This is a genomic window from Porphyromonas endodontalis, from assembly GCF_052173515.1.
Taxonomy (GTDB): Bacteria; Bacteroidota; Bacteroidia; order Bacteroidales; family Porphyromonadaceae; genus Porphyromonas; species Porphyromonas endodontalis_A.
In genome coordinates, this window is record NZ_JBQMYL010000012.1 from 1 (window position 1) to 14193 (window position 14193).

Sequence of the window (14193 nt, forward strand, 5' to 3'; positions counted from 1 at the left end):
GATCGTCGGGGATATGCATCTTACGATATTTGCCTGCAATAGAGCCATCTTTCTCTATAACCACCGCCGTATTGTGGTACAAGCCTGCCATACGACGCTCGAAAAGCGACAGCACCAATACCACCCCAAACTGACGAGCCACAGCCCCAAAATACTCTGTACTCTCACCGGGGATAGATTCGGCCTGATCGAAAACGGAGACCTCCTCTGTCTGGCAAAAGTAAAGCCCGTTGTGCAACTCTTGTAACACAATCAGTTGGGCGCCATTCTTCGATAGCTCCTCTATCTTCTGTACCAAGCGTTGCTTGTTGCTCGCGCGATCGGCCGTATTGGCTTGCTGTATGATTCCTATCTTTAGCGTATTCACGTGATTTCTCTTTTTAGTCTTGCTCTTATGGCTTATTTGGGGAGGTACTTCGGGGCGACAAAACCGAGGGGGAACTGCATTGTAGCACAGTGCAAACTACCATGCTGCTGCGTAAGGGTGCGACAATTGACCCCCACAATCTCTCGCTCGGGCAAGACTCTTCGCAAAATCGCTAGAGCCTCTTCGTCTTGAGGCACCCCGTAGGTGGGAACAAGCAGAGCTCCATTAACGAACAAAAAGTTGGCATACGTGGCAGGGAGTGCTTCGCCCTCTTCGTCACGAAGAGTACCCACATCGGGCAGGGCCAGCAACTTATACCCACACTCTTTTATCTCTTCGTGCTGCAAAAGCTCCTCCTCCATGGCCTTCAACTCGTGGTAATTAATCGAATTGGGATCGGTGGGCGCGACATATACCAGTGTGTCATCATTGATAAACCGCACAAGTGTATCTACATGACCATCCGTATCATCCCCCTCAATCGCTCCATGCTCTATATAGATAACCTTCTGCGCCCCCAAAGAGGACGAAAGCAAGTTATTCAAAGCCGCCTCTTGCTCGGGAAAGATATTTCTATTAGGCTCTGTAAGGCAACGACGAGTAGTTACCATCTCGCCTCTACTATTGGCATCTATCGAACCGCCCTCCAACACAATCATTTGCTCATCGCACCACTCCGCATCCTTGGCAAAGAAGCCCATATCATGCAGACGTCTGGAGATCATATTATCGTAGTTTGAGGCAAACTTAAGTCCCCATCCATTGAAACGGAAGTCTACAACTCGCTTCTTCCCCTCCATAAGGCAACAAAGTGGAGCATAATCTCTAGCCCATGTGTCGTTACTCGGGAGGTGAATCTCCACAAGTCTTGTTCTTAAATCTTCGGGAAACAAATGACCTATCTCTTGCCCCTCGGGGAGGACAACCACCAACGGCTCATAGCGAAGGATAGCTGTAGCCATAGCTAGGTAATTGGCTTCGACCTCGGGGAGGATTTCACACCAATCGCTAGCAGCATGAGGCCAAGTGATAAGTACGGCATCTTGGGGCGCCCACTCGGGGCACAATCCTTGTGATAGAGAGGCTCTGTGCATATAGTGGTCTATATCGACTTTTTTTTCTAGCACGAAATTAGGCATTATAGCCCAATAATCCAGCAGACTACCTTACTATTGCGAGGGTGGGAGATGCTGCTCTACAAAGGAAAGAATACGCTCTTTACAGGCCTTGGAGCGAGCATCGAAGGGATGATCCAAGCAGCCCAATTCTACAACGGACTGCAGACGCCGGGCAAGAGAACGACACAAATCTTCCTCTCGTATCTCTTTCAAATGCCGCTCTATCCTCCCCCGGATAACTACCCACATACATTGCCGTTGCCATCGGATGCGCTGACTCTCCTCGGCTTCGGCCTCGTAGAGTTTGTAGGCATGCTCTAGGCCGGTTATCCAATCGTTTATCTTGCGCGCCCGCTTGGTGGAGAGGTCTATCGAGCCCTCGTTGGGATAGTAGTAATAAAAAGGTAGAGAGGTGATGGTGACGCGCCCTTTGTTGCGGAGCATGAGTTCGCTTGTCCAAGGGAAATCCTCAAAAGTGATCCCCTTGATAAAGCGGAAGTCGGCTAGCAGCTCTCTACGGATCAGGAGGCGCCACACATAGAAGTGCTTGAGAGGCATCTTAATATCGGAGTGCGATTGCTCCGTAAAATGGGCAAAAACGTCCGACGTCGTGAGCTGATTTACATTCTCAAGTTGGTAGCGTTTGTAATAGCTCTTGGGCAGCTTTTTATCCACATCAAAGCCCAACTTTCTCCTCAGGATGGTGGTGAGTCGGTAGTAGGGATCTTTGTACCACGTAACGATATTACTCCCATTGGCTCGGGCGAGGGCCAAGCTAAACTCTAAGGTCTGGGGGTGAATGAAGTCGTCCGAATCAAGGAATACCACATACTCCCCTTGGGCTTGCTCTAGGCCCTTATTACGTGCATCGGAGAGCCCTCCATTCTCTTTATCCACAATCTTAATGCGGGCATCCTTTGCTTGATAGGCGGCAAGAATAGCCCTGCTGCCATCGGGACTTCCATCATTCACGCAGATAGCTTCCCAATCAGTATAGGTCTGATTGAGTACACTATCAAGGCAACGAGCTAAATAACGCTCCACATTATACACTGGGATAATCAAGGATATAGCAGCCATAGGGATACTCTACACAATCTATTCTTGGGCACAAAGGTACACTTTACTAGTAGATGTACTCCATAAAGTAACACACAAGCAGGGCTGACGCATAATCGTCTATAGGCCTTGCTTCGGAGAGCTATCCTCGAGCTCTTGGAGCAAGGTCGGCTGATTGCTGTTTGCCCCTTCTCTTCGCATAAAGGACGAGAAGGTGGGGGAATGTACACACAATAGATTTATTGCCATCTCTCCTTAATTAGGAGAAATACTTATTATCTTTGAATCGTTTACCCCTTATAGCTCCACTATCACACAATGGATTTCACTATAATAGAATATGCCCTCAAACCAGTAGGGTATATCTGGCGCCAACTCAAGAAACTCCACTCCTCAGCGGTCAATGAAGGCTTTGAGGAAGCCTTTCAACTCTCACTTACTGATTGGTCTAAGCACACCCCGTCCTCTAGTGACAAACTCCGCCTAAGGAAGGCTTCGAAGAAATATCTCCAAAACCCAACGAGCTACGAAAGTCTTGATGCGGATACCCAAGCATTCATCGACTGCTTCAAGAAAAGGCTGAGCGAGCAACCCGCAGCACACAACTCCCTGATGATGGACAGAGCGGATGAGCAAGTAAAAATCCAGGACCAGAATCTTCGAGAACACAGCAAGACACAAGAGTCGATACAAGGCTTGATGAGTCGAATGGAAGGACTCAACATGGCCCCACAGTACATCCGAGCGCTCCTCAAAGAACTCCCTCTAGAGCAGGGACTAGAACCTACAGAGCTGGCACTTGAGGGGATGCTCAGCAACGGACGCATCCACTCGGAGGGTGCGAAATGCCTGGTTGCAGAGTTTGTCCGATTTCTCTTCGAGCACACCGACAAGATTGCCGAAGAGATCAAGAGACTAAGGGAGGTTGGAGACAGCTATCTTGCCGACACCCTAGACAAGATCAAAAGGGTACTGACGGGGGAGAGCGAACAGAGCCTGACAACTGTTTACGAAGAGTTCAAGACCCGAGAGCAGCAGAACGAGGTCAGAGTCCTCAAGGAGCTGATTGAGGCGGCTCAAATCCAGGTCTCCTTCGGGGAGGCTCGTAGCTTCTACGAGCGTCTGATCGAGCTATCCCCGACTATTGAGCATCATTTCAAATATGCTCTCTTACTCCAAAGCCTCAATGACTTCGAGAAAGCAAGACACCACTACGAGGAGGTGCTACAGGCTCTCCGAGAATTATCAAAACAGAATCCGGAGGTATACAAGCCAGATGTAGCGGCATCCCTAAATAATTTTGGGAACTTACTCCGCAACACCAACGACCTCAAGCAAGCCAAAGATTACTACGAGGAGGCACTACAGATACGTCGAGAGTTGGCCGAGCAGAATCTGGGGGAATACCTTCCAGATGTAGCGGTATCCCTAAATAACTTAGGGAATTTACTCAGCAACACCAACGACCTCAAGCAAGCCAAAGATCACTACGAGGAGGCACTACAGATACTCCAAGAGTTAGCCAAGCAGAATCCGGAGGAATACCTTCCAAATGTAGCTACAACCCTTAATAACTTGGGGGCCTTACTCCGCAACACCAACGACCTCATGCAAGCTAAAGATTACTACGAGGAGGCGCTACAGATATTCCGAGAGTTGGCCAAGAAGAATCCAGAGAAATACAAGCCAGATGTAGCTATAACTCTAAATAATTTTGGAATTTTACTCAGCGACACCAATGACCTCAAGCAGGCCCAGGATTACTACGAGGAGGCACTACAGATACGTCGAGAGTTGGCCCAAAAGAATCCGGAGGCATATCTTCCAGTTGTAGCGGCATCCCTACATAACTTAGGGAAGTTACTCAGCGACACCAACGACCTCAAGCAAGCCAAAGATTACTACGAGAAAGCACTACAGATACGTCGAGAGTTGGTCAAGCAGAATCCGGAGGCATACCTTCCAGATGTAGCCGCATCCCTAAACAATATGGGGAATTTACTCAGCGACACCAATGACCTCAAGCAAGCCAAAGATTACTACGAGGAGGCGCTACAAATACACCGAAAATTGGCCCAGCAGAATCCGGAGGCATACCTCCCTGATGTAGCGACATCCCTAAATAACTTGGGAAATTTACTCAAACACACCAACGACCTCAAGCAAGCCAAAGATTACTACGAGGAGGCGCTACAGATACGTCGAGAGTTGGCCCAAAAGAATCCGGAGGCATACCTCCCTGATGTAGCGGCATCCCTAAATGACTTAGGGAATCTACTCAGCATCACCAACGACCTCAAGCAAGCCCAAGATTACTACGAAGAGGCGCTACAGATACTCCGAGAGTTAGCCAAGCAGAATCCGGAGGCATACCTCCCTGATCTTGCTACATCCCTTAATAACCTTACGATCCTTTATCTGGGACTAGGGAAGAAAGAGGATGCCGAGAAGGCTTACCAAGGGGCGCATGACATTTACCAAAAACTAGCGAGTCGCCATCCTGCCACCTATAAAATCGACCATGCTAGATTACTTGCAATAGGCTTTGGCCTACTGGGCAAGCCGAAGGAGGATCTTGAGGAGGCAAAGGCGATCCTAGGTAAATACCCCGAGCATCCTAAAGCCCGAAAGCTACTAAATATCATAGAGAAACTCGCCAAAGGGTGATTGTCGCATGGTTTTTAGACCTCATGTTTAATTACGATTCCCTCTAGAGCGTACATCTCGCTTGTTGATTTAAGTAGAAACCCCGTATGGGGTGCAGTAGCCTAGTTTCTTTCGTGGGGAACTTGAGGGGGGATGTACAAATCTTGCGGTATTATGTGTCGGCCCTAAATACACAAGGGGAAAGGGGGTAATTAAACCTCGAGAATCGTTTTCTATCTCTAGTTCTGTAGAGGTTTTGAATGCAAATGCCTCGTAACGAAAGAGAAGAAAAAGATGACAGATAGCCCCAGAACCATAACAAACCATCTGCAACGTTTTTTCGTTGCACTCGCCACTACCCTATTCTTCAGCCTTCCCCTAGTCGCTCAGACCCAGACGTACACCCTCTCGGGCACGGTGCTCGACACCCAGCAAGAGACGATTGTAGGGGGGAATGCCGTGCTATTTACCCAGCAAGGGAAGCAGGTAACCGGTAGTACCACCGATGCCAAAGGGAATTTCCGACTCCGCAATCTCTCCTCGGGGAGTTACGCCTTACGCGTATCTTTTGTTGGCTACAAAGAATACACAACCATAATCAAGATTCCCTACTCGGGCAGTCTCCGCATTGTTCTCGAAGAGGATAGCCAGCTCCTCAATACCGTGACCGTAGAGAGGCGCGCTGCGGATATGACCATCAAGGGAGACACGGTGGTTTTCAATGCCGATGCCTATCACGTGGGGCAAGGAGCTATGCTCGAAGACCTCATCAAGCGCATCCCCGGTGCAGAGGTTAGCTCCTCAGGGAGTATTACCATCAACGGAAAGAGTGTAGACAAGATACTTGTAGAGGGCAAGGAGTTTTTCTCCGGAGACACCAAAGTAGCCACCAAGAACCTCCCTGCCGAAGTCGTGGATAAACTCGAACTACTAGACCGCTCTAGCGAGCAATCTCGCATGACGGGCTTCGATGATGGAGACGAAGAGACGGTACTAAACCTCACCTTCAAAGCTTCCCACAAAACGGGACTATTTGGCAATCTTTTTGCCGGATATGGAACGAACAACCGCTACGAAGCCAATGCCACTATCAACAACTTCTCGGGAAAGAACCGCCTCACATTCATTGCCGGAAGCAACAACACCAACGACCGCGGCTCCGGAGAACTCGACACCGATAGCGGAGGCGGATTCCGACGCCGCGGCAGACCTCAGCAGGGGATTGCCACCTCCTCTTCTGTAGCCGGAGACATTGCGTGGAGTTTGCTATCTAACCTAGACCTGGAAGGCAACGGCCGCTATGGCTACACAGACCGCGTTGCCAAGAGCGAAAAACTTACGGAACAATTCCGCACCAATGCGGCAAGTCTCTTCTCTCAAGAGAAACAAGACCTCCGCTCCTTTACACATAGACTGGGCTCTCAACTACGCCTTACCTATAAGATAGACTCCCTCACAGAACTCGTCTTCCGCCCCTCCGTCTGGTGGAATAAGAACTACGAATTGGGGTACAACACAACCTCTACTTGGGAAGAGCAAGCGAACCCCATCAGCACGGCACAGACGCAATACAACGCCTCAAGCAACTTCCTTTCGCTGGGAGGGAACCTAGATGTAAGCCGTCGCCTCAGCAGCAAGGGGCGTGTCTTGAGCCTAGGCGTTCGCACGAGATACAACGGCAATCAGAGCGAAGGCAACTACCTCGCCTCCTTCTCCGGACTCGGGGCAGGTAGCGGCATTAAGCAAAATAGAGACCTACTACAACAAGACGACAGCCACACCCTCTCCACCACGCTACGCCTATCTTACGTAGAGCCCCTTACCTCTCGCCTCTTTTTGCAAGTGCTAGGCGAGTGGAAGCACAATACACGTGAGGGAGATCGCCAAGTGTTCACCCCCGACGCATCGGGCAAATACACCCTACTCGACCCTCAATTCTCCTCTAAGTTTACCAGCGAACTTGATGCTTATAGAGGGTCTCTCAACCTGCAATACCGCACCAGTGGCTTCGATATAACGGCAGGTCTGGGGCTGGAGCCCGGCAAGATGACGACCCAATACCTCACCCGGTCTTGGGTCAATCAGCAACTCTTTTTCGTGCCCAATCTTCGCATCAACCTCCAGCCCAACAAGCAAACGATGTGGCGACTCGATTATAGAGGGAGCACGGAGATGCCGAGTGTTTCCTATATGATCCCCACGGTAGACCCCACTGACCTACTTCGCATCACCGAGGGGAATAGCAGCCTCAAGCCCTCGTTCACGCATCAAATACATTCATTCTTCCGCAGTTTCAACCCCACCACACGCGTTGCCATCAACCTCTTTATGGAAGCGAATTACGAGCTCAACGGCATAGCCTCTGTAGTTCGTTACGACAACACGACCGGGCAGCAGCACATCAGTTATCGCAATGTGGATGGCAACTCCTCCGTACGATTGTTTGGAATGAGCTCCATGCCCTTTTTCTCTTCTTTGCTGACGCTCAATGCCGGGCTTCGTGGGATGTTTAACCATCAAAATGGGTACGTTGTCGATGCCGCTACAAACACAGAGCAACTCAATAAGAGTGACAACTGGAGCGTAAGCCCCTCGCTTTCTCTCTCCTTTGCCAAGGGCAATCTCTACCTTCGCTTGCGAGGCGGCCTCTCCTTCAATACGGCCCTTAACTCACTAAGCAGCCAAGCCAAACGCACCGCGTGGGACTACGAGTCCGGGCTTGAAGGCTCCTACGATCTCCCCTTCGGGCTAAAGCTTGAGAGCGACATTCTCTACCAAACCAACCAAGGCTACGGCACGAACTACCAAAAGAACTCGTGGCTATGGAATACAGCCCTCTCCTACAGCTTCCTCAAAAACAAGGCCGCGACAATTCGCCTCAAAGGCTATGATCTCCTAAATAGTGAGACCGGAATCTCTCGTGAGGTGACCGCCCTCAACGTAACCGACAGCCGTACCAATGTGCTGGGTAGGTACTTTATGGTACACTTTATCTACCGCTTCAGCAGCTTTGGTAAGGGGAGCTCTCGCAGCGATTTCGGGGAGCGACACTTCGGCGGTCCTCCTCCACGCTAATCATCTCTTACCATTTTCCAAGTGAGGAAAGGCAACTTTCCATAGGTGGAAAACTAACTTTCCAAGGGAGGAAAAGTAGGTTTCCACACTTGGAAAATCCCAACTCCCAGTAGGGAAACAAGAGAGACCAAGGCAAGTTCGATCAAGGAATAGTCAGGTTACAAGCAAAGGAGCAACGAACCCCCAGGCAGGAGCAGGCTAGTTTCTCACCAGAACACAGCTAATTTCTGAACAAAAACAGCCTAGTTTCTTCTCAGAAACTAGGCTATTTCTTTTGCGTTTTAGGGCAAGAGGGAGTTTTATATAGGGCGGAGATTCTCGCGCCCTAAGGGCAAATGTTTAAGCAAGACGTGTGTAGACTCCTCTTGGAGGGAAGCTCTGGAGGCAAGGGTTAGCTCCCACTCTCGGGCATATTTCCGGCGATCGACTTTGAAGTTTTCGCTCCCAACGCTGTCAAGTCGCGCAATAAGAGAGCCAACAGTAAGCGTCTCGGGATCCACGGCGGGATAGTAGTTGCCCGTTCGCGATTGCTTGGTGTACTTCACCTCCACAATAAGGTTGAGCGCCAAGAGCTGGCGTATAATCATGGTAGTCAGCTTCACGGGGATGCGGCATCGATCCGCTAATTGCTCCACAGTATAGGGTTCTTGGCTTTTGGGATCTACAAAGCGTTGCACAATATGTGCCATGATAAGCACGGTAAGGAAGTCCGTATAGCGACGCGAGACCTTAGTTACCTCCTTTTCGTAGGTGAACTTATTCACATTCTGTATCGCGTAGCAGAGTTTGGCACAAAAGAGCGTGATAATCCAGGTCAGTTGCATCCAGAGGAGCAATAGAGGGAAGGCGGCAAATCCCCCGTAGATGGCGTTATACCTCGAGATCCACAGCATACCTCCGATGTAAAGCATCTGGAACCCCTGAAAGGCAACTCCCGCCAAAGTACCGGAGATGAGGGCCGGCACGAAGCGCACCTTCACATTAGGCAGAGCCATAAATATGGCCACAAACGAGAAGACGGTGAGGACAAAAGGCACCAAATTGATAAGGAACGTAGTCATGCTACCGAGGAGGAAGAAATCCTTCATAAAGGTATTCTTGATGGTAGTCATGGCGATGGTAATACCCGAAGATAGCACGATCAGAACGGGTAAAAGAAAGATCATGGTAAAGTAACTCGTCACCTTGTCTTTGAAGGTTCGACCCTTGGTGGTCTCCCAAATGCGATTGAAAGCATTCTCAATCGTGGAGAGAAGATTGAAGACCGTATAGAGCAAAAAGACAAGACCAATCCCTAAGAAAAGTCCCCCCTTTACTTGCGACAAATAATTCTCGACAAAGCCCAACGACTTGGAGATCTCCGCAGTATGAGTGGGAAGCGTCTCTATAAGGAAGTCCGAAATCGCGTCTTGTACCCCAAAGCCTTTGGCAATCCCCACCAAGACGGCAAGCATCGGCACAATGGCAAGTACCGTACTATAAGTGAGCGCAGAGGCCTTACTCGTGAGGTCTCCCTGCACAAAACCCTTTATTGCCATGTATAGGGACTTGAGCGAATTGATGTAGATACGACGGAAGCCCACCACCTCAGATGTCTCAATATGCCACATGTCTCTCGACACAAAATCCATGAAGTCAACGAGAAGCACTCGACTTACGCGAACCCATCTTCTCACCTTATTTTTCTTTGCCATACAGAATACTTTTCGTCTTTAGACCGACCAAAGATAGTAATAATAGCGCAGCAAAATGCTACCTTTGTCCCGTCAAAGAGCAAACGGAATAAGGCAAGAGGCATCTGAAGAAAGTGCCTCTCCGACTTGGACTTCCGGCTCTGCCCAACTAAGATACAGGGATGAGACCCCGCTATAAGGACGTTATATACATTATGAACCAAACCACTTTGCAGAGAATATTCTTCTCACTTTTCCTCCTCGCCTCTGCGCTCAACCTACAAGCGCAAATCACCATCAGCGGTAAGGTTACCGACAAAGCCACGGGTCAGCCGATCCCCGGTGTTACCATCCGTGTAGATCACAGTCTGAAGGGAGCCACGAGTAATGCGAGAGGAGAGTTCATCCTCAAAAATCTCCCCGATGGCGAGCAAACTCTTCGCTTCTCCGCCATTGGCTACCGATCTGAGCACGCCACATTTGCCCAAACCACCTCAAACGTACACATCGGTATGGCAGAAGAGAATCGGCAATTGGCGCAAGTGGTGGTGACAAGTACCGGCACACACAGACGTATGGCAGAGACTCCCATCCCCGTACAGGTGATTACCGCACGAGATCTCTCCTCAGCGCATATCTCCACCCTCGAGGAGGCTCTCTCCAAACTCTCCTCATCCTTCTCCTTCTCCGGCAACGCCATGGGTACCGAAGTCTCGCTCAACGGACTCAAAAGCGGCTATATACTCTTCCTACTCAATGGGCAGCGGATGATCTCCGACGATGCTATACAACGAATCAATATGGCTAATGTCAAGCGTATAGAGATCTTGAATAGCTCGGCCTCCCTACTCTATGGGAGCGATGCTGTGGGCGGTGTGGTAAACATCATTACCGACGACGATAAAAATGGAATAGAGGTATCCTCCACTACCCGAGTAAGCAACCATCAGCGTATAAGCGAGGCTGTCACCCTCGATCTTAACCTCGGGAAACTCACCTCCGGTACCTCGTACCTCTACCGCCAAGCCGGCAATTGGCAACTATCGCCCTTAGCAGAAGTTATAGACAAGAAGACCAAAAAGGTAAAAGAAGAACCCACGATGAAACAAGCCTCTCTAGGGTATGGGAATCATCTCGTTCAGCAACGTTTCTCCTATTCCCCCCTTACCAATCTCACCTTTAGGGCGGAGGGAAGTTTCTACGACAATATGAGTAGGCGTCCTATCGAAGGCTACGATTACAATGTAAACCACCGCGCCTATGCCTATGGAGCCGGTATGCAATACATCATCTCTCCGCGCCTTTTTGTTACGGCAAACTTTGCTGCGGACAATTACAGCTCCAGCTTCATCTACCTCAAAGACACCAAGAAAAATAAGCAAGGCGACCGCTTAGAACGCAAGAGAATACAGTACTACAAGGGGGATGTGTCCGGGGTATTCAAACTGAGTCGCAACAACAAACTCAGCACCGGTTTGGAGTACCTTAATGATGCTCTCAGCAGTGCTACCGACTCCTACGACCACAAAAGCACCTACACCGCCTCGGCTTTCGCTCAAGATGAATGGACCATCGCACCCGGGCTGGAGCTAGTGGCAGGGCTGCGCTATTCCTTCAACGAAACATTCCACAGCCACCTATCCCCCTCGCTATCCATCATGGGCGTAAGCGGAGGATTGCGTGGTAGGGTCTCCTACTCTACGGGCTTCAAGGCTCCTACGCTCCAACAGATCTATTCTTCGGAAGTGGCTCAAAGCAGCAATCGTCTAACCCTAGGAAACATCAACCTAAAGCCCGAAGAGAGCCACAACCTCTCGGTAAATCTAGAGTATCTGCACCGTCGTTTTTCGCTCTCGGCAACGGCATTTTTCAATCATATCTCGCATATGATCAATTACCGTACACTCACCAAAGAAGAGGCAGCTCCCTACCTCAAAGAGTATGACGAGGTGCAAATGCGCGACAATATCGACCGAGCCAGAGTATTAGGGCTCAACCTATCTGCCCACGCCTACTTAGGGGCAGGCTTCGACTTTGCCGGCTCTCTCTCCCTACTCGATGGCAAAAACATTACACCCATGGCCACGAAAAAGAACCCTCATCCCGATCCTATCCAACTCGATAAGAGTGTGGGCATACTCGGGAATGCTCGCCTCAATTGGGGGCACACTTGGGGTCTGTACGATCTCAAGCTTGGTATTTTAGCTTATGGGCAAGGCGAACGCTACTCCGCAACCTACGACTATTACTCCCCTGCCTTCTACCTACTCGACTTTGTAACAACCCACGACTTTACTTTGGGAGACTACAAAATAACCTTGGGAGCCGGAGTAGAAAACATTTTGGACTGGCGCGATGCTCGCCCCTGGAACACCTCTAAACCCTATGCCAGTCTACAGCCGGGGCGTTCTCCCTATGTGAGCTTAACGCTCCACTATCGCCGCTAATTGTAGAGAAGGGCAATATGGCTTCTGTAGTAGAGTTTGTAGCCTTAGGGCCCGGGGGTACTCACCTTGTAACGGCACGTGCGCTTGCTGCGTTGCATGCCGTGCAGTACGTGTATTACCCTGAATTGGGAGGCAAAAGTCAAGCCCGGGAGTTATTAGTACAACTCGGGATCTCCGGCGAAAAGCTAAGAGGCTATACCCTACCCATGAGCCACAATAGGCAGGCAGCCCTTGAGGCATACGCCCAAGTGGCTAGAGAGGTAGCAGAGCTAGCCCGGCAAGAGCACTCTATTGCCATTGTGGCAGAGGGCGATGTAAGCATTTATTCCTCCACCCACTATATTGCTACCCAACTGGAGGAGAGAGGCATCTCTATACGCCATCATGCAGGCATCCCCTCATTTATTGCAGCAGCTTCTGCCCTCAACATATCTCTCGTAGAGGGGAACGAAATGTTGGTTGTCTCCCCCGGCAAAGTCTCTCGGGAGCTACTACAGAGTGTAGCCGATGGGGGCGGCACCCTTGTCGTTATGAAGCTATCGCAATGCGAGGCCAAGCTAAAAGCCCTTATGCCTCACTTTGCGCCCTACCTCCAATACTTCTATTGTGAGTTTGTCGAACGCCCCAACGCCCTCTACCTCCGTGACCTAGAGGCGATACAAACGCACCCCTTTACCTATTTCTCTCTCCTTATCTGCAAACTACATCCATCCCATACAAACCGATGAAACGTATCAGCCACTACCTATTCATTCTTTGGGTAGGAATCTTTTTATTGCAGGCTTGTGCTTCAAAAAGAATCAGCCAAGAAAAGACTCCAATTTCAGTTGCAACAATAGCCCCTCAAGGTGAGGGGCAAAAAAGCCCAAGCATGCAAGTTTCCACTCCACCCCAAGAAAAGGAAAAACAAAACAAGCTAGCACAAAAGATCTCCTCCCTACAGCGGGGAAAGAATGCCATCCTTCTCGTGGCTTTTGGTAGCACGTGGCAAGAGGCTCACAATGCCTACAATGCCCTACAAAGAGAGTTAACTCGCACTTTTAACTCCGCCTCCACGGGGAAAAATGCTCCGCAAGACGTATACCTCGCCTTTACCTCGGGGATGTGCATTCAACGCTGCCAACAAAAGGGACTGGGCGACTTCTATTCCCCACACACTTGGCTCGCGGCTCTAGCCCAAACGGGCTACACCTCCATAGTAGTGCAATCTCTACATGTAGCCCAAGGCAAGGAATATCTCGATCTCGTGCAAGAGGTAAATGCCTTTACCCAAGCGTATCCTTCTATAGATATTGCGCTACAAGGGCCACTACTCGACCACGCACCCGAGGTAGCCAAGATACTCTGCAAGAGCTACGAAAGTGAACTAAAGTCCGGGGCTACGCTACTCTTTATGGGGCATGGGACTCCCAAGAAATACGACATTGGAGGGCGAGAAGAGATCCACCTTCTATTCGAGCAAGAACTGCAAAAACAGGCTCCACGCTGCTTTGTTGCTACCGTCGATACCGAGGGCAATCTACTAGAAGATGCCATCGCTCGAATGCAGAAAAAGGGAATAAAAGGGGGCAAAGTGATCTGCATCCCTCTCATGACCATTGCCGGAGATCATGCCCACAACGATATGCAAGGGGGCGACGAAGATACGCCCGAGGCGGAGAGCTGGCGTGCAGAACTCATAAAAACAGGGTACCAATGCAGCAAAGAAGATTGCCGACTTATAGGGCTTATTGAGATGCCCGAGGTAGTACAATTCCTAGAGCGACAACTGGAGAAGCAGATCACTCGCAAGCGATAACGCCTCCGCT

The 14193-nt window shown here is 50.0% G+C and carries 9 protein-coding genes; 5 read left to right on the forward strand and 4 right to left on the reverse strand.

Annotated elements, in window-relative coordinates; all coding sequences use genetic code 11:
* From ACTTHR_RS06615 to ACTTHR_RS06625, 3 genes are all read right to left on the reverse strand, one after another.
* The coding region (locus tag ACTTHR_RS06615) for a nitrilase-related carbon-nitrogen hydrolase (protein ID WP_442605601.1) at positions 1-367 on the reverse strand (367 nt) is incomplete at its 3' end.
* 32 nt (positions 368-399) lie between these two features.
* On the reverse strand, positions 400-1461 hold the full coding sequence (locus ACTTHR_RS06620) for an agmatine deiminase family protein (protein WP_442605602.1): 1062 nt from the start codon (positions 1459-1461) through the stop codon (positions 400-402).
* A gap of 75 nt (positions 1462-1536) precedes the next feature.
* A complete protein-coding gene (locus ACTTHR_RS06625) occupies positions 1537-2565 on the reverse strand; it encodes a glycosyltransferase family 2 protein (RefSeq protein WP_442605603.1) in 1029 nt (342 codons plus the stop codon).
* 297 nt (positions 2566-2862) lie between these two features.
* On the opposite strand from ACTTHR_RS06625, the gene ACTTHR_RS06630 reads away from it, so the two are divergent.
* Entirely contained in the window at positions 2863-5211 is a 2349-nt protein-coding gene (locus ACTTHR_RS06630; protein ID WP_442605604.1) for a tetratricopeptide repeat protein, read from the forward strand.
* Between the two features lie 273 nt (positions 5212-5484).
* A complete protein-coding gene (locus ACTTHR_RS06635) occupies positions 5485-8265 on the forward strand; it encodes an outer membrane beta-barrel protein (RefSeq protein WP_442605605.1) in 2781 nt (926 codons plus the stop codon).
* A gap of 299 nt (positions 8266-8564) precedes the next feature.
* Here ACTTHR_RS06635 and ACTTHR_RS06640 read toward each other — a convergent pair whose 3' ends face one another.
* Positions 8565-9959 (reverse strand): YihY/virulence factor BrkB family protein, encoded by a 1395-nt coding sequence (locus tag ACTTHR_RS06640; RefSeq protein WP_442605606.1) that lies wholly within the window; start codon positions 9957-9959, stop codon positions 8565-8567.
* Positions 9960-10153: 194 nt separating this feature from the next.
* Here ACTTHR_RS06640 and ACTTHR_RS06645 point away from each other — a divergent pair, with 194 nt between their 5' ends.
* From ACTTHR_RS06645 to ACTTHR_RS06655, 3 genes are read left to right on the forward strand one after another with little or no spacing between them, the layout of a single operon-like run.
* A complete protein-coding gene (locus tag ACTTHR_RS06645; protein ID WP_442605607.1) occupies positions 10154-12385 on the forward strand; it encodes a TonB-dependent receptor in 2232 nt (743 codons plus the stop codon).
* A 17-nt stretch (positions 12386-12402) separates the two neighbouring features.
* Positions 12403-13113: a precorrin-2 C(20)-methyltransferase gene (locus tag ACTTHR_RS06650; protein WP_442605608.1), complete on the forward strand. Its 711-nt coding sequence runs from the start codon at positions 12403-12405 to the stop codon at positions 13111-13113.
* On the forward strand, positions 13110-14183 hold the full coding sequence (locus ACTTHR_RS06655) for a sirohydrochlorin cobaltochelatase (RefSeq protein WP_442605609.1): 1074 nt from the start codon (positions 13110-13112) through the stop codon (positions 14181-14183). The genes ACTTHR_RS06650 and ACTTHR_RS06655 overlap by 4 nt, the downstream gene beginning before the upstream one ends.
* Positions 14184-14193 lie beyond the last annotated feature (10 nt).